The 23,825-nt window shown below is 45.8% G+C and carries 15 protein-coding genes; 6 read left to right on the top strand and 9 right to left on the bottom strand.

The window, feature by feature from the left end; genetic code table 11:
- The 3 genes from NIASO_RS12985 to NIASO_RS12975 form a co-directional block, all read right to left on the bottom strand.
- Positions 1–1,254 carry a porin family protein gene (locus tag NIASO_RS12985; protein WP_008586463.1) on the bottom strand — a complete coding sequence of 418 codons (1,254 nt, stop codon included), beginning with the start codon at positions 1,252–1,254 and terminating at the stop codon, positions 1–3.
- Positions 1,251–1,829, bottom strand: coding sequence for an RNA polymerase sigma factor (locus tag NIASO_RS12980; protein WP_008586462.1), 579 nt, complete (start codon positions 1,827–1,829; stop codon positions 1,251–1,253). The genes NIASO_RS12985 and NIASO_RS12980 overlap by 4 nt, the downstream gene beginning before the upstream one ends.
- A 127-nt stretch (positions 1,830–1,956) precedes the next feature.
- Complete coding sequence (locus tag NIASO_RS12975; RefSeq protein WP_008586459.1) at positions 1,957–3,726, bottom strand: ABC transporter ATP-binding protein; 1,770 nt, start codon at positions 3,724–3,726, stop codon at positions 1,957–1,959.
- 257 nt (positions 3,727–3,983) lie between these two features.
- Between NIASO_RS12975 and NIASO_RS12970 the strand changes: the two genes are divergently transcribed.
- Complete coding sequence (locus tag NIASO_RS12970) at positions 3,984–4,676, top strand: ROK family protein (protein WP_044046323.1); 693 nt, start codon at positions 3,984–3,986, stop codon at positions 4,674–4,676.
- A gap of 101 nt (positions 4,677–4,777) precedes the next feature.
- On the opposite strand, the gene NIASO_RS12965 is transcribed toward NIASO_RS12970, so the two are convergent.
- Positions 4,778–6,979 carry a hypothetical protein gene (locus tag NIASO_RS12965; RefSeq protein WP_008586456.1) on the bottom strand — a complete coding sequence of 734 codons (2,202 nt, stop codon included), beginning with the start codon at positions 6,977–6,979 and terminating at the stop codon, positions 4,778–4,780.
- A gap of 98 nt (positions 6,980–7,077) precedes the next feature.
- Entirely contained in the window at positions 7,078–9,318 is a 2,241-nt protein-coding gene (locus NIASO_RS12960; protein WP_245605181.1) for a hypothetical protein, read from the bottom strand.
- A 218-nt stretch (positions 9,319–9,536) separates the two neighbouring features.
- Between NIASO_RS12960 and NIASO_RS12955 the strand changes: the two genes are divergently transcribed.
- Both NIASO_RS12955 and NIASO_RS12950 read left to right on the top strand, forming a co-directional pair.
- Entirely contained in the window at positions 9,537–10,214 is a 678-nt protein-coding gene (locus tag NIASO_RS12955; protein ID WP_008586453.1) for a response regulator, read from the top strand.
- An 86-nt stretch (positions 10,215–10,300) separates the two neighbouring features.
- Positions 10,301–11,383 (top strand): sensor histidine kinase, encoded by a 1,083-nt coding sequence (locus NIASO_RS12950; RefSeq protein ID WP_008586452.1) that lies wholly within the window; start codon positions 10,301–10,303, stop codon positions 11,381–11,383.
- 74 nt (positions 11,384–11,457) lie between these two features.
- Here NIASO_RS12950 and NIASO_RS12945 read toward each other — a convergent pair whose 3' ends face one another.
- Positions 11,458–11,946, bottom strand: coding sequence for a SixA phosphatase family protein (locus NIASO_RS12945; RefSeq protein ID WP_008586451.1), 489 nt, complete (start codon positions 11,944–11,946; stop codon positions 11,458–11,460).
- Between the two features lie 461 nt (positions 11,947–12,407).
- On the opposite strand from NIASO_RS12945, the gene NIASO_RS12935 reads away from it, so the two are divergent.
- Positions 12,408–15,626, top strand: a complete 3,219-nt coding sequence (locus NIASO_RS12935) for a SusC/RagA family TonB-linked outer membrane protein (RefSeq protein WP_008586450.1) — start codon at positions 12,408–12,410, stop codon at positions 15,624–15,626.
- A gap of 24 nt (positions 15,627–15,650) precedes the next feature.
- Positions 15,651–17,381, top strand: a complete 1,731-nt coding sequence (locus NIASO_RS12930) for a RagB/SusD family nutrient uptake outer membrane protein (protein WP_008586449.1) — start codon at positions 15,651–15,653, stop codon at positions 17,379–17,381.
- Between the two features lie 446 nt (positions 17,382–17,827).
- Here NIASO_RS12930 and NIASO_RS12920 read toward each other — a convergent pair whose 3' ends face one another.
- The 3 genes from NIASO_RS12920 to ligA form a co-directional block, all read right to left on the bottom strand.
- On the bottom strand, positions 17,828–19,675 hold the full coding sequence (locus NIASO_RS12920; protein WP_008586448.1) for an amidophosphoribosyltransferase: 1,848 nt from the start codon (positions 19,673–19,675) through the stop codon (positions 17,828–17,830).
- Positions 19,676–19,762: 87 nt separating this feature from the next.
- Positions 19,763–20,431 carry a DUF2461 domain-containing protein gene (locus NIASO_RS12915; RefSeq protein WP_025298951.1) on the bottom strand — a complete coding sequence of 223 codons (669 nt, stop codon included), beginning with the start codon at positions 20,429–20,431 and terminating at the stop codon, positions 19,763–19,765.
- A gap of 184 nt (positions 20,432–20,615) precedes the next feature.
- Positions 20,616–22,709 carry an NAD-dependent DNA ligase LigA gene (gene ligA, locus NIASO_RS12910; protein ID WP_008586446.1) on the bottom strand — a complete coding sequence of 698 codons (2,094 nt, stop codon included), beginning with the start codon at positions 22,707–22,709 and terminating at the stop codon, positions 20,616–20,618.
- Between the two features lie 377 nt (positions 22,710–23,086).
- On the opposite strand from ligA, the gene NIASO_RS12905 reads away from it, so the two are divergent.
- Positions 23,087–23,776, top strand: a complete 690-nt coding sequence (locus tag NIASO_RS12905; protein ID WP_008586445.1) for an NUDIX hydrolase — start codon at positions 23,087–23,089, stop codon at positions 23,774–23,776.
- Positions 23,777–23,825: the final 49 nt, after the last annotated feature.

The raw sequence follows: 23,825 nt of genomic DNA, 5'->3' as shown, positions 1-23,825 counted from the left end.
CTACAAATCTTTTTTTATCGATATCTGGGTGCCAATGCCGCCCAGACTTAAATTGCCATAACCGATTTCGCCCATTGGAATTTTGACATAAGGGGCTACCTGAACAGAAATGTGATTCCACTTTTGCTCATATCCTATTGACAGATTGGCTACAGCATAAACACTATTCCCTTTTCCCGAAACGTCCCTGTCGATCCGGGCCGGCCCGTCTCCTTTATCATAGTCGTACACGTAGCTTTGTTTTACGATCATAGTAGGCGACACACCTGTGCTTACAAATGCCTTGTTCTTTTTAGAGGATATCACATCGTACCGCACATTTACCGGAACATCGATCATAGAACAGGAGCCTTCAATATTGGACACTTTTGTAGATACGGGGTACCCGTTAGGCGTAAAATCCTCGTTATTTACCGCATATGTCATCGATTCATACATAACCCCCGATTCCAGTGAAAACCTGGAGGTTCCTAATTTTCTTTGTACAACAACTCCAGCATTCACTCCCGGTTTTTTAGATACATCGCCCTTAACCATACCCAGGTTGGAACCGCCCTGTACGCCGATCTGCCATTTGAAACCCGGACTGCGGCTGTTGCCGGCCGTTTCGGTTTGCGGCTCCCATTGCGGATTTATATGATAAACAGGTTTATTATCCTTTTCCTCCGGGTTCCCTCTTAATGAAAGTATCCCTTGTTGCGGCTGCCTGGGCAGCACGGAATCTTTTTTAACGAAACCATTTGCCCCGGGCGAAAACTTCAGCGGCGCTGTGTTTGTGATTAACCCGCTAACCGGTTCTTCGCGAACGGGTGCGCTGATGACTTCTTCCGGCTGACGCTGCGGCATTATAAGTGCATTGTTAGCGCCAGCGGTTTCAGTTGTTGTATTATTATGCTCCTTTTTATTCGATTGATCAGTGGTATCAGTACCTGTAACCCTGGCAGGCCTGTTTTCAGTTTGAATAGCTGCCACAGATCCGGTTGGCTTTTCTTTGTTCAGAAAAAACCAGGCCGCTAAAACAACAAACAAGCAGGATGCAGCAAATTGCCAGGAGGGTGCGGGGATCAGAAAAGCCAGTAGCTTTTTCCTCCATGGGATGCCCGCCGCTGCCGGCTGCTGCCCCTCCCTAAGGAGCTTTGTTTTGTAAAAATCCTCCCAGGCGCCTTCCGGGGCATCGGGTGGTTGAAAACGATCCGCCGCATCGCGAAAGAGTTTATCCAACTCTTCATCACTCATATTTGTGAATTTGCTCATTTAAGTTTATCCAATAACGCTCTTAAGTTTTTTCGTGCTTTAAGTAAATTTGATTTTGAAGCCCCAACAGATATTCCAAGAATGCTTGCTATCTGATCATGCGTATAGCCTTCAATAACATACAGGCTAAAGGTATTTCTATAGGCCGGGCTTAGCTGTTGTATCAGCCGCACCAGGTCTCTGTACGCCAACTCGTCGAACGCAGATTCGCGCGTGTCTGCTTCAAGATCTTCCGGACTGCCACTTTTTAAGCGGGCACTTTCTTTGCTTAAAGCAGACTTAGTATAGTTGATGCTGGTATTGATCATTATTTTTTTAAACCACGACATAAACGTTTTTGATAGCTGTAACGCATCCGCCGGTTCATTGAACTCCCGCATTCCCCTGAATACCTTTACAAACCCGTCGTTTGCAATCTCCAAGGCCACTTGCTCTGATACTGCATAACGCAGACAAACGGCAAGGGCGAACCCGTAATATTGTTCATACAGCGCCTTCTGCCAGGTGGGGTTCCCCAACTTACAGCCACCTATGATCTCTGACAGGCTATACCCGGTCTTGTGCAATACTGACAAACAATATTTATAAGGTTACGAAAAGGTTTATGTATATATATACAAGAAGATTCTTAAATGGGTTGCCTGTAAAAAAATAATTTTTTAAAAGGGATGGCAAGTACATAAGAATTGTAACAAAGTTAGTTTAAGCTTCCTGGTGTTGAAACTGCATCCGGTGCAACCGCGCGTAGAACCCATTTTTCTCCATCAACGCTTCATGGGTGCCCATTTCCACCAATATGCCTTTATCCAGCACTATTATTTTATCCGCTTTGCGGATGGTACTCAGCCGGTGTGCAATAACAATAGACGTGCGGCCACTCACCAATGTTTCGGTTGCTTTTTGAATGAGCAATTCGCTTTCGGTATCAATAGAAGAGGTGGCCTCGTCCAGGATAAGGATAGAAGGATCGTATAAAAGCGCGCGAATAAACGACAGTAACTGTCGCTGTCCTAATGATAAGGTGGCGCCCCGTTCTTTTACATTATAATCATAGCCGCCGGGTAACCGCATAATAAAATCGTGCATATCAATCATTTTGGCGGCAGCCACTACCTGCTCTCTGGAAATGGCCGGATTGCGCAGGGTAATATTATCTAAAACAGATCCGGAGAATAAAAAAACATCCTGTAACACCACACCAATATTTTTTCTGAGGTATTCCGGAGATAAGCGCATGATATCACGGTCATCAATTTTTATGATCCCTTGTTGAATGGTGTAAAAGCGATTCAATAAATTGGTAATGGTGGTTTTGCCGCTTCCGGTGTGGCCTACAATGGCAACGGTTTCACCCGGCTCAATAAGAAAACTAATGTCCTTCAATACCCAATTCTCATTTACATAAGCAAACCATACCTTTTCAAAACCAATAGCGCCGTTCACCCGGTGGCGGGGAGCTGCATATCCGCCGGCGGGCGGCAACGTTACATCGGTATTATCCAGAACAGAAAAGACGCGGTCACTGGCTATTATGCCCATTTGCACGGTATTGAATTTATCAGCCAGCATTCGCAGGGGGCGGAACAATAAGTTCAAACAAAGGATAAAGGACACGATGACACCCTGCTGTTCCTGCTTCAGGTCCAGCGCTTTGCCCGCCGTGTACCAGATCACCAGCCCGATGGAAAGGGCCAGCACTACTTCAATTACAGGAAAAAAAACAGAGTAGGCAAAAATAGATCTGATATTGGCGTCGCGGTGCTGTCTGTTGATGGCATTGAATTTATTAAACTCCCGTCCTTCAGAATGAAAGGCCTGCACCACGCTCATGCCCGATAAATGCTCCTGTACAAAAGCATTTAGTGCGGCTACAGCATTACGTACTTTAAAAAAAGACCTGTTAATACTCTCTTTGAAATAATAGGTGGCGATGATCATGATCGGGAAGGGGATCAGGGCTATCAACGTCAGTTGCCAATCGACCCAAAACATGTAAACCAGCACACAAAGTATGGAAAGCAGGTCGGCAACAATAGGGATCAGTCCGTCAGAAAAAATATCATTTATGGATTCAATATCGTTAATGGTCCGGGTGGTAAGTGTTCCGATGGGGGTACGGTCAAATTGCCTGAGGTTCAGGTTCAGTATTTTTTTATAAACACCATCGCGTATATCTTTTACCACGGCCTGCCCCAGCCAGGCGGTGGTAAAAGAAAAAGAAAAACGCATGGCCGTTTCTATCAGAATGATGATTCCCTGAATAAGGGTGATGGCTACTACCATACGGGGAATGGAATGAGCTATATATTTATCAACGGTCAGTTGAATCAGCAAGGGGCGGAGGGGCGTGATGAGGGCCAGCAGAATAGCCAGGGCGACCGACAAATAGAATTTTTTCCTGTAGGGAGCTGCATAGTGGAAAATGCGTCTTAACTTGGAAATATCGAAAAAAGTTTTTTTTGCCTCGGTCATGAACCTGCAAGATAGTTATTCCCGTGAATAGTGAAAGATGAAAGGTCAAAAAGGAGCAGGGCGGACGCATAAAATGGTTCTGTTGTCTGCCTGTTAATTTTTTAATGCCTGCAATGCAGAACGATGGAATTCGTGGCGGTTTTCGGTTCGTGGTTTACTCGTATAGGCAACGGTTCTAAAATCTATGCGTAATTATCCGCACAATTTTTTTTAAAGGGCATAGAATCTTGCGTATCTTTTCGCTCAAAACAGCAGAAATGGGAGCAATTACCTTAGCAATTGATATTGGCGGTTCCAAAGTAAAGGCGAGCACATTGAACGAAAAGGGGCAATTGGTGCACGACTATATAAAACTCCCCACGCCGGACCCGGCTACGCCGCAAAATCTTATACAAACGATAAAGGAATTAGTAAAGGGATTTACCTACGACAGGATCGCTGCCGGGTTTCCTGGGTATGTACGGGATAATATTGTTCATACTGCGCCTAATCTTGGCTCAAAATACTGGGATAAGGTGGACCTGGCTACCTTGCTTACAAAAGCGCTGGGCAAACCGGCACGGGTGGTGAATGATGCTGATATGCTGGGCCTGGGTTGTATAAAAGAGAATGGGTTCGAAATGATGATCACCCTGGGCACCGGTTTTGGAACGGCTTTTTTTCTGAACGGAAAACTATTGCCTCACCTGGAAATAGGGCAACATCCCTGTTTTGATAGTAAGACCTATGACCACTGTATCGGCCAAAAAGCCTATGATGCCCTGGGGAAAAAAGATTGGAATAAACGCCTGGAAAAGATCCTGAAGATTCTGAAAACCACGTTTAACTATGATCATTTATTTATTGGTGGCGGAAACGCAAAGAAAATAACCTTTGAACTGGATGCCACTATGAGCATCGTTACTAATGAAGACGGGATAGATGGCGGCGTTCAGTTGTGGAAGCAGTAAAAGGTGGCTAAATCATTGAGGAATTAAGGATATGGCCACTGAGGCACAGAACCCTCTGAAAAATTTTCGTGATGCTGTGCCTCAGTGACTTTTATGTTAGACTACAGATCATCCTCTCCCATTTCTTTTTTATAGGCTTTAATGAAGAGGGCGCCCAGGTTTTTATAGGGAGGAATATAGTCTTCTAACCCTGTTACGTGGGCTTTTTCCCTGAATTCTTTCCAGAAGGGCATCCAGTCAATATCGTGCTGATCCCGTAATGTTTCTAATAATATACGTATAAACGGCAGGTTAATGTCTCTGTACCCTGTTTGCTTGGACGTGATAATATGCGCGTCGCTTGATTTTTTCAGAATAGAATCAATCAGGTTAAATCCGCCGCAGGACCCCATAAATACAATGCGGGAAGTGGGTGTAATATACCCGACGCTTGTAGGCGCATGGTAACTGTGCCCCCGGTGAAACGTGATGGTAGGCGAAAGATTATGATCCTCCATGTATTGTTCCATGGCGTTTTGCGCCTTACTGTCTCCATCCTCAACCTTAGGAAGGGGGCGGTTAACATATACATAAACCGGCGCGCCTTTAACTGATTTGGCTACAATAAAGTTGCTGTTGCTTTGGTCCACTTTCCAGTTGGGATCGGCGCTAAAGGTGCGAACGAAAATATCAAAGTCCATTTGTCCGTCCTCATCCCCGTAAAAAAACATTTGTGAAATTACCTCTCCCTTCTCGTTTGTGAGGTTTTTAAACGGCACGGTATAAACGGGGGGAATGCCAAGCTCCTTGGTAAGGTTAATATTATTGGAGGAATCGGCAGAGAGGAACAACTTATACAATATGTTGTAAATAGCAACACCCCGTTTGTTACGTGAACTTCGATTGGCATCCAATCCTCTGCGGATGTTGCGTAACATCTGTCCCGCAAGGTCGGGGAGGGTTTCATATACGCTGGCATAGGAATCCGCCACATCCACCCCGTCTTCCAGGCCTTTTGATTTTTCCAGGCTGCTTACAAATGCCGTCATCAGGTCCCGGGCGTCGTTTTCGCTTTTAAAAGTGGTGAAAAAGTTCTTTAAGGTATTGTAGGCAGCCGCCTGGCTGATGAATTTACGATAGTGATCAAAATGAACCGACAGCAGCAGGGAATCACCCCGGTCGTTGATCTTTTTCATCATTAACGGGTACACGCCATGCGTGTAGCTGCTGGTATAGATCAATCCATCCGTAAGTACGGCCAGGTAATAAAGCTCCTGGGCGTTCAGCGGCTGAATACATTTAAACCGCACGGCATCCGGCGATTCATGCAGCCCGTTGATCTCCATAATAAAATCATCAGAAGCCTTTTTCTCCAACCGGTTGGTCAGTTCCCGGAACCCGATGGCGGTATCCCCGTTCAGGGCCCGCTGCACATAATCGAGCTGGGTATTTACCAAAAGACGGTAGTATTTGTAGCGATCATCTTTAGCGGCATCCAGTTGGGCAATGGATATTTTTCCCTTTACCAAATTATCCAGGAAGGGAAAATACATTTGCCCGCTTTTTTGCTGCGAAAGATCAACCACCGTTTTTACAAAATCATCATTTTTGATGCTGCGTATTTTGTTGGCCAGTTTGTCGTAACCCTGAGCATAGGAATATAATTGCTCCGGGTATTGTCGTCCAACGGCTTTAATCAGGCTGTCGGCTGCAGGCGCATCAGGATAACTTACCAGCTTCTGAAAGGTTTTGCTGGGATATTGCCGGCAATATTTTAATAATACGATGTCTTTGATCTCCTTGTACGACGGGTTTTCCTCCAGGATCCGGGGCAGCGTTGCCGTATAGGCAATATCGTAAGGGAAATAAGAAATATAGGGGATCAGGGAGCCTTTCTCCTGGTTCGCCTCGATCAGCTTTTTATACAAGGCGATGATCTGGTCAAAATGCGTGGGGTTTACTTCTTTTTTAAGCCACCCGGTGCGCATGTGGCTCAGAATATCCACAATACCGGCAAGATAGCCGGCTTTCATGCGATTATCGATCTTGGCGTTGGATTCTATTTCATACTCCAGCCAGTCCACTTTCGAAGTGATAGCGCTGGTGGCTACCCTGCTGGCACTTTCATTATTGTCAATTACAAAACTGTTATCGGCTTTGCCGTCGCTGCCTAATAATAACGTTTGTTGTTTGTTGATTTTGTCGTGTAATAACTGCCGGGTAACAGGAACTGTATAGTCCGGTACAGCGGAATTTTCTGATTGGGAAAATACCTGGGTTACGGATGCGATTGCCAATCCAAAAACTAATGCCGATCTTTTCATAAAATACGATTCTTAAATGCTTCGATGCGCAAAACTAGGCCCTTTTTTGTGCAAAAACAGGCTGCTGCTATCTTTTAACAAAACCAAGACGCAAAAGATTACACATCGGTTTGCCCGGTTTCTTTTTTATAGGCTTTAATAAAAATGGCGCCTAAATTTTTATAGGGAGGAATATAGTCTTCAAAACCAGGTACATTGGCAGCTTTTTTAAATTCCTTCCAAAAGGGGATCCATTCAATATCTTTTCCGGTCCGTAATTTTTCGGTTAATAAAAGGAAGAAGGGCTTGTTGATGGCCGTTTTACCAATTTGCTTGGAAGCGATGATATGTGCATCCTGCGATTTCCGCAGAATAGAGTCGATCAGGTTAAAGCCGCCACAGGAGCCCATAAATACCAGTTTTGAAGTGGGTGACATATAATCGATGGTGGAAGGCGCCCAGTAACTGTGGCCGCGATGTATGGTAACGGTTGGGTAAAGATTATGATCTTCCAGGTAGGCATTCAATGCCCGCTGGGCGGCGTCGTCTTCGCCCTTGGTTTCATCTAACGGCCGGTTGGCATAGATGGCTACAGGATTGCCTTTTACTGACCGGATGACTACCCATTGTTTATTGCTGCGGTCAATTTTCCAGTTGGAATTAAACATTCCCAGGAAGCCATTAAAAATGGTTTGACCGTCTTTATCGCCATAGAAAAACACCTGGCACACCACTTCTCCTTTTTCGTTCGCCAGGCTTTTAAATGATACATCGTATACCGGCGGTATATGCAATTTCTGTGTAAGATCAATATGGTTGGTGGAGTCTGCTGAAAGAAACAGGTTGTACAGAATGCTGTAGATGGCCACTCCTTTTTTGTTTCGGTTATGCTGATTCCGGTCCAGGTTATTTTTTACGTTTTCCAGCATTTGCTTAGACAGATCGGGCAGGGTTTCATAAACACTGGCATAGGAATCTGCCACATCCACGCCATCTTCCAGACCATCCGATTTTTCAAGATTACTTACGAAAGTGGTCATGAGATTCTTTGTATCTTCCTGATTTTGAAAGGATCCCAGGAAATTTCTCAATGTATTGTAGGCAGCGGCCTGGGCAATAAATTTACGGTAGTGGTCGAAGTTTAGTTTCTTCAGCAGCTCATCGCCTTTATTGCCGGCTTTTTTCATCATCAGGGGATACACGCCGTTGGTATAGCTGCTGGTATAGATCAGTCCATCCGTGAGTACCGCCACATAATAAAGATCTTCAGCTCTTAAAGGCTGAATAGCCCTGAACCGGATGGCGTCCGGGCTTTCATGAAGTCCGTTGATGGGTGCGATGAAATCATCTTTCGCTTTTTGCTCCATCTTGGCCAGCAGGCTCTTGTACCCAATGGCCGTATCACCATTGGCCATACGCGTGGTATATTCAATCTCGGTATTTACCAGCAGGCGGAAATATTTTACCGGATCATTTTTGGCATTGTCGATGTCCTTCGTAGTGATTTTTCCCTTCACTATGTTGTCCAAAAACGGAAAATAAAACTGTCCGCTTTTACTGTCGCTGCGGGCCATGGCTACAATATGAGTGATCAGCGGATCATCTTCTATTCCCTGGAGTTTATAGCTGAGTTTATTATTTGCCTGGGCATAATCATATACCTGCTGGGGATATTTATGCGCCATTACTCTTATAAGGCTATCCGCATAAGGCGACTCCGGGTCGGCCTTTAACGCTGCAAAGGTCCGCTGGGGATATTTTTGGCTGAGCTTTACCAAAACCAGTCCTTTGGTCTCCTTATACCCCGGATTATCTTTAAACACACGGGGTAAAATGCTTGTATAGGCTACATCGTAAGGCAGCGGACGAATCACCGGCGCTATGGATTGTTTATTCCGGTCGGCTTCTATACAGTTCTGATAGGCGGTTATGATCTGGGGCAGGTAGGCGGCATCCACTTCATTTCTTTTCCATCCCGTTTTTACAAACCGAAGGATCTCGGAGATGCCGGAGAGGTAATTCGCCTTTAAACGCTGGTCCAGTTTGGGATCGGTTTCCAGGCGATATTGCAACCAGTTCACCTGTTTGGTTGCCGCATTGGTAACGGCTTCGTTTACCTTGCTGTCCACCCCAACTTTTAAAATACCGTCGGCGTTGCCATCGCTGGCGAGTAAAGCTTTTTGGTCGGCATCAATATTCTCGTGTAATTTCAGGCGGATCATTGCCGGTGTATAGGCCGGAATGGTATCCACAACGGCAACCACCTGCGGCACATTCTTTTTTTTACGTTTAGATCTTCTTTGAGCAGATACTTGCAGGGACAATAACAGCAGCAGGAGAACCGGCAAAAATTTATTCATATACATAAACCTCAAATTACACAGCCTGATTATAAATATTAAGTTAAAATCTACGCAAAATTTGTACCATCATAGCTTAAACGGCAATTATTCAACTAATTAAATGGCACAAGCGGGCTCAAATCAAAATTAATTTATTATTAACTCTGTGTAATCGGATCGCGAAAAAGGTATCAGAATAAAAAAATACGGTTAGGTTTGCTTTAAATTTCTGTTAAATGGAGAACCAGGGCTATAAAATTTTAGTGGCAGATGATGAGCCGGATTTGCTTGATATATTATCTTATAATCTTATTAAAGAAGGTTATAATGTAACAACAGCAAAGGACGGTGACGAGGCTATTGAAAAAGCAAAACAGGTAAAACCTCACCTGATTATCCTGGATATGATGATGCCCAAAAAAACCGGCGTTCAGGTTTGCCAGGTATTGAGGACGCAGGATGTTTTTAAAGAAACGCTTATTATGTTTCTGACGGCCCTTAATGATGAGTCTACCCAGATCAGGGGGTTGGAGACAGGAGCAGATGATTATGTAAGCAAACCGGTGAGCCCGAAAGTACTGTTGAGCAGGGTTGCCGCCCTGTTGCGTAGAATCCATAAGGAAGATACTAAATCTATTAAAGCTGGTCCTATAACCATTGATCCTGAAAGGTTTGTGGTTCAAAATGGAGAAAAAGAGATCATCCTGGCGAAAAAAGAATTTGAATTGCTGTACCTGCTGGCGTTAAAGCCCGGCCGTGTTTTTTTGCGGAATGAGATCCTGAACGCTATCTGGGGCAATGACGTAATTGTCGGAGATCGCACCATCGACGTCCACATCAGGAAAATACGCCAGAAACTGGAGATGGATTGTATTACTACTGTAAAAGGAGTAGGTTATAAGTTTGAGGTATAGTTGACACGTTTATAGGTTGAAAAGTTACTAAGGCCCTTGTAAACTTTTCAACTTGATCATTCGTTTTTGCCTTACAAAAGTGAAATATGTTTGACCCGAAGAACCTTTCGCCCCGCAAATTGTCTTTCTTTACCGCGCTGGGTCTTGCCGCTCCTATCAGCTTAATTGATCTGGCGATCGAGCATGAATGGAAAGCGGCGCTGATCTCTTTCCTGGTCGTGTTGATCGGGGGGTATCTGTTGATCAGCATTGTGCTGGAACGGTTTATCTACCGAAAGATCAAAGTTATTTATAAATTTATTTATCAAACCAAGGCAACGCGCCGGCAGGAAACCTATTATAAATACATTTTACCCAAAAAAAGCTTGGACGAAGTAGCGGTGGATGTTGAAAACTGGGCACAGGAAAATCAGCAGAAAGTAGCCACCCTGCAGGCCAATGAAGAGTTCCGGAGGGAATTTCTGCAAAATTTGTCGCACGAATTTAAAACGCCGGTCTTCGCTATACAAAGCTATGTGGAGACGTTGCTGGCAGGGGATATGATCGACCCGCTCCTCAACCGGAAATTTCTCGAAAAAACCGCGGTCAATGTCGACCGCCTTACCACGCTGCTACAGGATCTTGATGAAATATCGAGTCTGGAACGGGGCGAGATCACCATCGTAAAACGCAATTTTGTGATCCAGGATCTGCTGAAAGAAACATTTGAAAGCATTTCTATAAAAGCCGAGCAAAAAAATATTCATTTCAGCATAAAAAAAGGATGTGAGGCTCCCATAACGGTTAATGCCGATAAGGAAAGGGTCCGGCAGGTGGTTTTGAACCTGTTTGAGAATGCGATCAAATACGGGAAAACCAACGGATCAGTGAAGGCGGGGATTTACAAAACAGATGATAAAAGGATCCTTGTTGAAATAAGTGACGATGGCGTGGGGATCGAAGAGAAAAGCCTGCCAAGAATATTTGAGCGGTTTTTCCGCACGGAATGTGGCCGGCGTATGGACGTAACGGGCAGTGGGCTGGGATTGGCAATCTGCAAACATATTATTGAAGCGCATCAGCAAACCATTCATATACGCAGCACGGAAAATGTGGGCACGACCATTGGGTTTACGCTGGCGGCAAAGAAAGATTGGGGGAAGGATGAAGCGGCGGTAGTGAATGGTTAATGTGCTGCTGGATACCAGTTACCGGATGCGGGATCCGGCGTTGATGTTACATTCAATATTTTACATTATCCACTCTAAAGATCCTTCGGTGAAAAAGTAGCTACCAGCTTCTTACCCGCGCTTCCCAATTGGGCCCAATCTTCCAGGTCAACTTCCATGACCGCTACGCCCGAAGTCGGGATATTGTCGATCGACGTATGGGTAAGATCGGTAACAAAATTCGTTACGCCGGGATTATGGCCCACAACCGCCAGGGTATTCGCTTTTGATCCGCCATACAGCTCAATTGTTTCTGATATGCCCAGCACATCCGCCAGGTAAAGGCTCTCGAAGAAAAAAACCGCATCATTGTCGATGCCCAATACCCCTGAGAAAAGCTGGGTCGTCCGTTTCGTCCGTTCCGAATTGCTCGACAGGATCTTGTCGATCTCATATCCTTTGGATTTTAATAGTTCTGCTACCTGGATTGCGTCGCGATGGCCGGTTTCCGTAAGATGCCGGTCTATGTCCCTGCCCGATCCTTTTTCGGCTTTGGAATGGCGTATGATAATTAACGTTTTCATGAATAAGAATAACTTTTTGAAGAAGTGCTTTGCAAGTTTACTAAAATAAAACAAAATGCGTGGCAGATATTTTCGTGAGGGTGTGGTGCAAACCATGGCGGCGCAAAACCATGAAATAAACGGGGATTAAGAGGTAGTAAAGGATGAAAAAGGTCGCCTGCGGCGATCAGGCGGTATCGCGGAGCCGCAGGCCAGGCCACGCACTGTTTTTATCAGGATAAATATATGCCGGCGGCCGTAACAGCGATTACGGATGTATAGGCAGATGACAGGCCGGGAGGGCGTTGAAGTTGAGGCCCGGAACGAAAAATAACAACTGATAACGGCTGTAAGCAGCCATGGGCTTGGTTAAGAAATATTGTGTGCGATCAACATAATAAAATTTGTTTTTTGTTAATGAAATGTTACCTTCATTTTCTAGCGAAAAAAACAAACCGCATTTCTAACTTTAAAATTGTCGTATGAAGAGAACAAAAGCTTTCTCCTTGCTTTTACTGCTTTTCTGCTTTGGGCTTGCCTTACAGGGCTATAGCCAGGGCAAAGCAATTACCGGAACGGTTACCGATGACAAAGGCAACCCGGTTCCAAATGTGTCTGTTATTGTAAAGGGGGGTACCACAGGTACTTCTACTAACCAGGATGGAAAATTTACCATCAATGCCAAATCCGGAGATGTGCTGGAACTTTCCAGCGTAGGATTTAAAGCTACAACAGCAAAAGTTGGGGCGGCAGCTACTATTGCGGTAACCTTAACATCGGATGTGTCGGATCTGACAGATGTAGTGGTGATCGGTTATGGAACGGCCCGGAAAAAGGACCTGACGGGTTCTGTGGCCGTGGTGGATATGTCTGAATTAAAATCGCAGCCGGCGGCCAGCCCTATTGAAGCGCTGCAGGGTAAAGCTGCGGGTGTGCAGGTGGTGAATGACGGATCGCCAGGCGCTACGCCGCAGATCCGGATCCGCGGCTTTAGTACCATTAATAATAATGATCCGTTATACATTATTGATGGAATGCCCTACCAGGGGAAACTAAGCTGGTTAAATGCTACTGATATTGAAAGCATGCAGGTATTAAAAGATGCGTCTGCGGCTTCTATTTATGGTTCCCGCGCCAATAACGGGGTAGTTATTGTTACTACAAAAAAAGGAAAATCAGGTGCGCCACGGGTGAACCTGGATATGTATTATGGTACCCAGAACCCCAACAGGGGGCGGTTTCCAAAGTATATGAACCCGCAGCAATTTGCTGATTTCCTTTACGCCGGCTTCAAGAACGCAGGGCTGCCCATAACAAATGATTATTATGGAAGCGACCCTAATAAGCCTACATTGCCGGATTATTTGCTGGCGGGGGGAACTTATGGGCAAAAGATCACAGCAGCCCAGGCCGATCCCAAATTGTATAATTACACAATGGATGGAACTACTTTTTACCAGATCACCCAGGCCAACAAAGCAGGTACAGACTGGTACCGGACCATTACCCAGAACGCGCCCATCCAGAACTACCAGCTTACGGTGAGCGGCGGGGCAGACAAAGCCAATTACGCGGTGAGTGGAAGCTATATGAACCAGGAGGGCACCGTAAAGTACACCGGGTTTAAGCGTTATACCGTTCGTGCCAACAGTAATTTTACGGTATTTAATGACCGGTTGCAATTGGGAGAGAATATCCTGTATTCCCGTACGCAGAACCAGGGGTTCTCAACGAATGTAAATACGGCGGGGCAATATATGGGTGAAGGCTCGCCTATCGGCTGGGCCTATCGTATTCAATCCATTATACCGGTATACGACATTATGGGCAATTTTGCGGGCAGCCGCGGTAACCTGCTGGGTAATGCCGAGAACCCGATGGCCGCATTGTACCGGGCTAAGGACAATACAAGCACTTCCAACCGGTTTTTTGGAAGCGCTTTTGCCGATCTTAAGATCCTGGAGAGCCTGCACCTGAGAACCACTTTCGGAACCCAATATGAAAGCTGGAACAGCAGATCAGTGGGCTATCCTAACCCTGAACGTGCGGAGGGAAGCTATAACAACCATACGTTTGGTGAAAGCATGGGCTGGAACACAGACTGGACCTGGTCCAATACCCTTACCTATAAAAAGCGTTTTGCTGAGAAACATGACCTTACCGTACTGGCGGGTACAGAAGCAGTAAAATCCCAGGCAAGGATACTGAACGGTAATGCTACCGGCTTTTTCCTGATGGGGGATATGAACTATTATTATATGAACACGGCAACCGCGACCCCTGTGGCCGGCAATACAATCATACAGCCAAGTTCGCTCTATTCTGTTTTTGGAAGAGTAGATTACGGGTACCTGGATAAATACCTGATCTCGGCAACCCTGCGCCGGGATGGGTCCTCCCGTTTTGGTCCCAGCAATAAGTATGGTAACTTTCCTGCTGCGAGCCTGGCCTGGAGGGTATCCAATGAAGAATTCATGAAAAGTGTATCATGGGTGAACGATCTGAAACTCCGTGCGGGCTGGGGGGTTACCGGTAACCAGAATATTCCCGATTTTCAGTACCTGAAATTCTTCCAGTCTGCTATCAATTATTCTAACTATCCCATAGGAGGAAGCAGCTTGGCCAGCGGCGTATGGACATCATCCTATGACAATCCTAATGTTAAATGGGAGCAGGCGCAGTCCCTGAACCTGGGACTTGACTTTACGCTACTGAATCATACAATAGATGGATCTTTTGATGTGTATAACAAAAAAACAAAAGACCTGCTTTATCCGTTGGCGTTACCGGCACAGGCCGTTGGCGGAGGGGGATCTCCCTGGGTAAACCTGGGCCAGATGAGCAACAAGGGCTTTGAACTTGTGTTGAATTACCATTATAACAGTGTTTCCACTGCTAAGCCATTTCATTTGGATGCGGGCGTTAACTTTTCAAGAAACATAAATAACCTGGATGCCCTGGCGCCGGGAGTAAAAAGAGTGTTCATGCTTAGCAACCGCTCTGTGCAGCCTTCTGTAATCCAGGCCGGGCTTCCCTTTGGCGCCTTCTATGGCTATAAAGTGCTGGGGCTGTTCCAGACCGCTGATGAAGCCAATGCCTCAAAACAGCCGGGAGCGCACGCGGGTGGTTTCCATTATGCAGATGTTAACGGAGATGGTGTAATTAATAATAATGACATGACCTATATCGGCAGCCCCCATCCGAAATTTATCTACGGCGTTAATTTTAATGCAAGCTATGGCAACTTTGATCTTTCCCTGTTTTTTAACGGATCCCAGGGTAATCAAAACTTTGATATGACGCGTTTGTATACCGACCTGAGCCTGTTTGATGGCGCCGTGAGCGACCGGATGCTGAACGCCTGGAGCCCCACCAATACCAATAGCAATATACCTGCGCCTTACAGGAGCCGTAATTCCATTGAAATGCTGTCTAATAGCTACTTTGTGCAGGATGCCAGCTACCTCAAATTGAAACTGGCGCAGCTCGGCTATAACTTCAAAATGAACGGCGCGCTGAAAGATAAGATCAAAAACCTGCGGTTATATGTAAGCGGCACTAACCTGTTTACCGTTACCAAATACAGCGGGCTGGATCCTGAAGTTACGTCTGCTCCGGGCACCTATGCAGCACCCGGGGTAGATGAGGGAATGTACCCAATGTCTCGCCAGTACCTGGTTGGTTTAAACGTTACATTCTAAACATTGACTTTAAAACATTATTGTATGATAAAGAAACTATATAAAGCTATATTCCTCCTTTCGGTGCTGGCTACGGTATATTCCTGTGGAAAGGGATTCCTGGATGCCAAGCCACAGGGTGTTCTTTCCGAAACCCAACTGGCCAATACCAATGGAGTGGAATCGGCGCTGATCGGCGCTTATGGTATTATGAACGGAAATATCAACGGTACCTGGGGCAACTATTCCAGCGGCCCCAGCCAGTGGCTTTTCGGCGAAGTAGGGGCGGATGATGCCCATAAAGGCAGTAACAGCTCAGACCAATCACTTATGAGCGATATCGAATTGCACAATGTGCTGCCCACCAATGATGAACTGCCCGGTATGTGGCGCGTGTACTACGAAGGTGTGATCCGTTGTAATAACACGCTTAAACTTCTTAAGGTGGTGCAAGCGGGCAGTGGCGCAAAATTCAGCGACGACCGCGCTGCACAAATAACTGCAGAAGCAAGAATGCTGCGGGGCCATTATTATTTTTTCCTGGCGCGGTTGTTTAAAAATATCCCTTATATCGATGAAACAATGAGTACCGCAGATGCAGCAAAAGTGAAAAATGATAAGGATGTGTTCCCGATGATCGAGGCCGATTTTAAAGCAGCGATAGCCGGCTTACCCGCAGACTATTCAAAACCCCTGGGCCAGGTGGGCCGGGTAGATAGATATGCTGCGGAAGCATACCTGGGAAAATTATATCTCTACCAGAAAAAATACAGTGATGCGTTGCCCCTGTTTACTAATGTGATCAATAAAAAACCCGCTTTAACAGGTTTATCGTTTACGGCTAATTTTAATATCAAAACCAAGAATGGCGCAGAAGGGATCCTGGTGGCCCAAAGCGTTATCAATGCGGACGGAAGCGGGGATAATGCCAATGTGGGTGATATGCTGAATGGTCTTTACGGGAACTCCCCCGGCGGTTGTTGCGGTTTTTTTCAGCCATCTGTTGACCTGGTAAATGCCTTTAAAGTAGGCCCCGATGGTTTGCCTTATCTGGATGGCAGCTACCGGACCAATCCCTATGTATCAGATCAGGGGTTGAGCGGGGCGGCTGTTGATAATTACAGGGTAAATACCGGTCTGGTTTTTGACCCCCGGTTTGACTATACAATTGGCCGGAGGCAGGTGCAGTACCGCGACTGGGGCCCGTTGGTACCCGGCTGGATCCGTGACCAGCCTTTTGGCGGACCGTTTGTAGCGGTAAAACAAAATATTAACCAGGCTGATTTCCCGGGCAATGTGGCTAACGGCGCCAACTACCTTACCGCGCAAAATGTAAATATTATCCGGCTTTCTGATGTGTACCTGATGGCGGCTGAATGCGCGGTGGAAACCAATGCGCTCGAACAGGCCAGAACCTGGGTGAATGCGGTGCGGACGCGGGCTTCCCACCTGGACCCCGTGTTAACGGATACCGGCGTTCCTGCCGCCGTTTATAAGATAGCAACTTACCCCTCTTTCCCGAGCCAGGACTATGCGCGGAATGCTGTCCGGTTTGAGCGAAGGCTGGAGCTGGCCCTGGAAGGGCACCGCTATTATGATCTCACACGCTGGGGCACTATCCAGGCGGTGCTGACCTCTTACTTTAATTTTGAAAAGAACTATGTTAACGCAGCTGCGGTAACACCCACACTCACCTACCCGGATTGGACCAAGGGAATGCCGATCCCGCAGGAGCAGATCGACCGTGCACAGGGAGTGTTAACGCAAAATCAATAAGAGAAAACACAATCTGATCTTAAATAATAAACCCCGTCTACGGTAACAGTGGACGGGGTTTTTATTTCTGAAACCCCATCTACCAACACAAACGTCATCCCGGTAGCTGCAAAACTGAGGGGATCTCGTTTTTACGGAGTGGGAAAATGTAGCATTACCAATGTAAAATATTCAACGATTATTCGTTTTGGTAGATTGGATGTGAATAGGGTTCAAAATTATTTTTAAGGAGTGTACCTACAGCACACCAAATGATCTGCTGTTCTAACCGGCTACCAATCGGTTGTTCTGATGGAACAAAACCGGAGGAAATGATTCCTGATTGAAATAAGAAATGCAAAATAAGGAATAAAAAATAAGGAGGGAGTTGCTGCAGATTGGGGTTTTTCATTTCTGAAACCCGGTCTACTTTTATATTCCTTGTTCAATATTTTTTATTCTTCATTTTAATATCCTCTTTCATTCTTTCCTTCCATATAATTCATAAACGCCTGGTTTACCACTTTGTTACCGCCGGGTGTGGGGTAGTTGCCGGTAAAATACCAATCGCCCAGGTTATTAGGACAGGCCTTATGCAGGTCGTCAATGCTTTGGAAGATCACCTGTACCGGGATGTTCAGCCCCGCAGGCGTGATCATTTCCGCGATCTTATCAGTGATCTCGTCCACCGTGCTGCTTTTATATAATTGTTTTACTACATTTTCTGTATGCAGCAGGTTCTTTTCTTTAAGATCCTTGCATTTTTGCAGCAATTCATCCAGTAACCCTTCTTCGCCCTTGTCTTTTAATACATTTACAGCAGCATTAAAGGCAATAAAGTCGCCCATCTTGCTCATGTCGATCCCATAGCAATCAGGATAGCGGATCTGCGGACAGGAGGAAACCACAATGATCTTTTTGGGCTGCAGCCGCGAAAGCATTTTGATGATACTTTCTTTTAAGGTGGTACCTCTTACAATGGAGTCATCGATCACCACAATGGTGTCAATGCCCGGGCGCACCGTGCCATAAGTAATATCATAAACGTGCTGCACCATTTCATTACGGCTGGCATCTTCTGTAATAAAAGTGCGCATTTTTACATCCTTGATCGCAATTTTATCGATACGGATGCGGCGATTGACCATCTCGCTCAGTTTCTCTTCATCAAAATCCTTTCCCCAGCTCAGGATGCGCTCCGTTTTTATTTTATTGAGGTAAAGATTCATCCCCTTATGCAGCCCTAAAAAAGCTACTTCTGCCGTATTGGGTATGTAAGAGAAAATGGTATTTTTAAGATCAAAGTCGATCGCATTTAACACCTGTTCGCTAAGGTTGAGGCCTAGTGCCTTACGTTCCTTATAGATCTTTTCATCGCTGCCGCGGGAGAAATAGATGCGCTCAAAACTACAGGCCTTACGCTCGCCGGGGGTAACGACCTCCGAAATTTCGTAAGCGCCATCTGCCTGTACAATTAATGCATTGCCCGGCATCAGTTCCTTTACCTCATTTTCGCCCACATTAAAGGTGGTTCGAATGGCAGCTCTTTCCGAAGCGGCTACGATCACATCCTCATCAATATAATAATAGCAGGGACGTATGCCGTGTTTATCCCGGAATACAAACCCCAGCCCGTCGCCGGTTAAACCGCCCACCGTGAAACCGCCGTCAAACATGGGGATTACTTCCTGCAGCACCGCCTTTATATCTGCCTTTTCCGGATGCTTTTTATCGGCCTCCACCAGGTAATGGTGGATGATCTCCATCATGGCTGCCAGGTCGCTTTGTTTTTGAAAGGTTCCGGGAACAATGCCCAGTTTTTCGAATAACTCATTTGTATTAACCAGGTTGAAATTCCCGGCTAATGCGAGGTTCCGGGCGGGAACGGTATTTCTTTTTATGAAGGGGTGACAGAAATCGGCATTATTTCTCCCCTGTGTACCGTAACGCAGATGGCCCAGTAATAATTCTCCCAGGAATTTGATATGCCCTTTCATTAATCCGGGGTGTTTTAACGCATCCGGGTTGTAACGGCACACTTCGTCCACCTCATCCGCAATGTTTTTGAATAGGGCTGAGATGGCCTGGGGCTCAGCGCTGCGCATCCGGTGCAGGAAGGGGTAGCCCGCTTCCACGTTCAGTTTAATACTGGCAATACCTGCGCCATCCTGTCCACGGTTATGCTGTTTTTCCATTAGCAGGTACAGCTTATTCAGCCCCCACATAACGGTTCCATGCTTTTTCAGATAATGGGAGAAGGGTTTGCGGAGTCTTACAAAAGCAAGACCACATTCGTGTTTTATGGGATCACTCATAATATTTCAAAAAAGAAATGCAAAGTTACGATTTTGAAATATAAAGATTACTTAATGCAGATTAATTCCGCAGTTAAACAACGTTTGTTATTCATCAATTCCTTTATTGATGAAAGTGATCAGCGGTTGTAGTGCCTGAAAGGCTTTTACTATATTGTTCAATAAGGGTTTAGATGAAATTTCAGCATCCGTAAGGTCCGAAGTGGCGATAAAACTCTTGTGTTTCAGGTATTCGGCGGCAGGGTTATCCGGTTCATACCCTTTGGGCAGGCGCGAAAGTAATTGCCCTTCTTCCACATAGAGGCCCCCATAAGTATCCCTGAATTTTTTTGCTTTCAGGATCTTTTCAAATTCAGGGAGGTTATAATCGATTTCCTGGCGCACTTTATTCAGATCGGCCGGCTGCGGGTGCCATAAACCCCCGCCCACAAAATGCTCTCCCGGGGACAGATGGAAATAATACCCTGCTTTCATCGATTTCTTGCCGTCTGCATTAATGCTGGCGCCGAAGTTGGCCTTATAGGGACTTTTATCTTTGGAGAAACGTACGTCGCGGTTGATGCGGAACATACAATCTTTCGCAGTTAAATGAGCAATAGAAGGATCGTACTTCCCAAATTCTTTGATAACAGCATTGATAAAACCTGCAAAATTATCCCGTGCGGCCTCGTAATCGCTGCGATGGGCGTCGAACCAGGGTTTATTGTTATTTGATTTAAGATCCCGGAGAAATTTCAGGGTGGAGGATTGAATCATAGGACATAAAAGTACAAGATTTTTTTTAACCAGAATACGGCGTTGACCCCGCATGAATGCGGGGGTGATTCGTATCAATTTTGTAACCGTATCAGTCGCACGGGTCCCACGGGTCACCAGAAAGCACTGAATGTGCGCCGGCGAAAAATTCTGCGCGCGTCTGCGAAGTCTGCGGGATCTCTCTTTACTGTATCATTTTTAAAAACTCAGCCTCTGAAATAATTTTTACGGTATTTAATTTTTTGGCTTTATCCAGCTTACTGCCCGCATCCTCCCCCACTACCAGGTAATTCAGTTTGGAGCTGACGCCGCTCAGTATTTTGCCGCCCTGGGCTTCCGCCATGGCTTCGGCATCGCTGCGTTTAAGGGTGGGCAGGGTGCCGGTAAATAAAAACGTGTGACCGGTAAGATTGCCGTCAGCAGTTAACTGTTTGTGGGTATTTGTTAATTGCACGCCCAGCGTTTCCAGTTCTTTGATCATTTCAATATTAGCTGGGGTGCTGAAAAAATGAACAATACTGCCTGCTACTTTGGGGCCTATATCTTCCAGGTCCTGTAATGCTTCCTGCGTGAATTGTGCCAGGTCCAGTAAGTGATGGACCTTATTTGCCAGCACCTTGGCAGTGGTTTCCCCAACAAAGCGGATTCCCAGGCCAAAAATGATGCGGTGCAAGGGCTGTTCTTTACTTTTTTCAATCGCCTGCTGCAGGTTCTCTACCGATCTTTTCCCAAAACCTTCCAACGTTCCCAGCTTTTCATAGTCCAGTTTATAAATGCCGGGGATATCGGTCAGCCATCCCAGCTCATAAAATTTGCGCACGTTGGCTTCGCCAAAGCCGCGGATGTCCAGCGCGTCCTTGCTTACAAAATGGATCATCCGTTCCATCACCTGGGCGGGGCATTCTATATTAATACAGCGCCAGACGGCTTCTTCTGCTTCCTTAAATAATTTGCTGCCGCAAACCGGGCACGTTTTTGGAAATTCGATCTCCTTTTCTTGGCCTGTCCTCAAGTCTTCCAGCGATTTTACGATGTAGGGGATCACGTCGCCCGCGCGCTCTACCAGTACCGAATCGCCGATCTTCAGATCTTTTTCCCGGATCACTTCTTCATTAAAAAGGGAGATGGAGCTGACGGTAACGCCCCCGATAAAAACGGGTTCGATCTTGGCCACAGGTGTAATGGAACCGGTGCGCCCTACCTGGAATTTTACCTCAAGTAATTTGCTGGTTGCCTGCCGGGCTTTGAATTTGAAGGCAATGGCCCAGCGGGGATGATGGGAGGTCATACCCAGGACGTCCTGCAGGGCTATATTGTTCACTTTAATGACCATGCCATCTATTTCATAAGGCAGGTTGTCCCGGCTTTCTTCAAACGCAAGACAATAATCGATCACCGGGTCAATATGGTCAAAAGTTTTTAGTTCTTTTACCGGGCTTCTGAAGCCAAGCTCCCATAGTAATCGTAAAGAGGCTTCATGTGTTTTCAGCGCTTCGGGAAGCTCGTGTCCCGGCAGTAAGGTGTAATAGCCGATGCTGTAAACAAAGGTTTCCAGGTGGCGCCTTCTTACTTCGGCAGGATCTTTTATGCGCAGGGTGCCGGATGCCGCATTGCGCGGGTTGGCCAGCGGGGCTAAGCCTTTTTCTGCGAGATCGGCATTATACTTTTTAAAATTATTTTTATTGATTAATACTTCTCCTCTTATCTCTATTTGCTGTATCCCGTAGCTACTGAAAGCTGCAGACAGGGGTACGGAGCGTATCTGTTTAACATTGGTGGTAATGTCATCGCCCGCAACCCCGTTGCCCCGGGTGGCGCCGCGCACCAGCAGGTCGTCTTCATAGATCAATGAAATGCTTCCCCCGTCAAACTTGGGCTCTACACAATACGTGACTTTACTTGTTTTTGAAAGTTGTATTACTTTACGGTCAAAATCTTTCAGATCCTCACTGTTGTAGGAGTTGTCTAATGACAGCATGGGTACCAGGTGCGGAACGGTAACAAAATTGCCATTGAGGCTTTTACCTACACGTTGGGAGGGAGAATCCTTCGTGATCCAGGCCGGATGGGCAGTTTCAACAGCTTCCAGGAATTTAAATAACTGGTCGTACTCACCATCCGCCAGTAAAGGATCATCCAACACGTAGTACCGGTATTCATGAAAGCGCAATACCTTCCGTAAGGCTTCCAGTTGTTCAGCGGTAGCCGGCTGTTCGCCTTCTTTAAGAAAAGACAGGGTTGCGTTCTGCAATTGTATTGTTTGTTCCTTTGTGTACATATGGGTTGTTTGCGGGTTTAAAAGTATTTAAAATATTGCACGCAGCGACGCAAAGGAGCAAAGACGCGGTGAAATGTTTCTCACAGATGGCACAGATTTGCACAGATTTTAAAACCTTTCTGTGAAAATCCGTGTAATCCGTGAGCCATATATATTGCACGCAACGACGCAAAGGAGCAAAGACGCGGTGAAATGTTTCGCACAGACGCTGCAGATTTGTACAGATTTTTAAAACCCTTCTGTGAGAATCCGTGTAATCCGTGAGCCATTGTTTTCACCGAAAGAGGCAAATGCTAAAAATGTTGAATATTCCGCAAAGACGGTTATGTATAAATAACACATCAATTGATTACATTTGTTGAGAAGTACCTAAAACCATGACCCAAATCGGAAACCTTAAAACGGCGGCGCTTGAAAAAAGCAGTCACCTTGAATATTTTAAAATTGCTGTATCAGTAGACTGTGTAATTTTCGGATATGAAGAAAAGGAGCTGAAAGTGCTGCTGATAAAGTCTGACTTAAAAGAGTTTGCCAGCCTGTATTCCCTTTTGGGCGACCTGGTACGTCCTGATGAAGACCTGGATGAGGCTTCCTACCGTATTTTAAAGGAGCGCACCGATCTGGATGACGTGTATTTACAACAGGTGCACACTTTTGGCGCGGTAAAGCGACACCCTTCCGGAAGGGTGGTATCAACGGCTTATTATTCACTGATCAATATTAACAGCCATAAACTGAAGATCGACAATAATGACCTGCACTGGCACCCGGTACAAACGATCGGTAAACTGGCCTTTGACCATAAGGAAATACTGAATACCTGCCTGGAACACCTGAGGGGCCAGATAGAAGAACACCCCGTAGTGCACAACCTTTTAAACGAAAAATTCTCTTTGCGGGAACTGCAGGAATTATATGAAGCGATTTTGGCCACAACCCTCGACCGCCGCAACTTCCGGAAGAAGATCACCATCAAAAAATGGCTGGTGGACCTTAATGAAATGGAAGATAATGTATCGCACCGGCCGGGTAAATTATACCGGTTTAATAAGAAGCATCTCAAGTAGTTAGTCCTTTCTTAACTTTTTTTTTGCAAATTAAAAATAATCCCTATTT

The organism is Niabella soli DSM 19437 (assembly GCF_000243115.2).
Taxonomy (GTDB): Bacteria; Bacteroidota; Bacteroidia; order Chitinophagales; family Chitinophagaceae; genus Niabella; species Niabella soli.
The sequence above is the reverse complement of the archived record's forward strand: the minus strand, read 5'-3'. Positions and strand labels throughout refer to the sequence as shown.

Coding starts and splice junctions, on each gene's coding strand:
- NIASO_RS12970 (WP_044046323.1), top strand. CDS start 3,984: ATGGGAGCAATTACCTTAGCAATTGATATTGGCGGTTCCAAAGTAAAG.
- NIASO_RS12930 (WP_008586449.1), top strand. CDS start 15,651: ATGATAAAGAAACTATATAAAGCTATATTCCTCCTTTCGGTGCTGGCT.
- NIASO_RS12945 (WP_008586451.1), bottom strand. CDS start 11,946: ATGAAAACGTTAATTATCATACGCCATTCCAAAGCCGAAAAAGGATCG.
- NIASO_RS12965 (WP_008586456.1), bottom strand. CDS start 6,979: ATGAAAAGATCGGCATTAGTTTTTGGATTGGCAATCGCATCCGTAACC.
- NIASO_RS12960 (WP_245605181.1), bottom strand. CDS start 9,318: ATGAATAAATTTTTGCCGGTTCTCCTGCTGCTGTTATTGTCCCTGCAA.
- NIASO_RS12985 (WP_008586463.1), bottom strand. CDS start 1,254: ATGAGCAAATTCACAAATATGAGTGATGAAGAGTTGGATAAACTCTTT.
- NIASO_RS12920 (WP_008586448.1), bottom strand. CDS start 19,675: ATGAGTGATCCCATAAAACACGAATGTGGTCTTGCTTTTGTAAGACTC.
- NIASO_RS12975 (WP_008586459.1), bottom strand. CDS start 3,726: ATGACCGAGGCAAAAAAAACTTTTTTCGATATTTCCAAGTTAAGACGC.
- NIASO_RS12955 (WP_008586453.1), top strand. CDS start 9,537: ATGGAGAACCAGGGCTATAAAATTTTAGTGGCAGATGATGAGCCGGAT.
- ligA (WP_008586446.1), bottom strand. CDS start 22,709: ATGTACACAAAGGAACAAACAATACAATTGCAGAACGCAACCCTGTCT.
- NIASO_RS12950 (WP_008586452.1), top strand. CDS start 10,301: ATGTTTGACCCGAAGAACCTTTCGCCCCGCAAATTGTCTTTCTTTACC.
- NIASO_RS12935 (WP_008586450.1), top strand. CDS start 12,408: ATGAAGAGAACAAAAGCTTTCTCCTTGCTTTTACTGCTTTTCTGCTTT.
- NIASO_RS12915 (WP_025298951.1), bottom strand. CDS start 20,431: ATGATTCAATCCTCCACCCTGAAATTTCTCCGGGATCTTAAATCAAAT.
- NIASO_RS12905 (WP_008586445.1), top strand. CDS start 23,087: ATGACCCAAATCGGAAACCTTAAAACGGCGGCGCTTGAAAAAAGCAGT.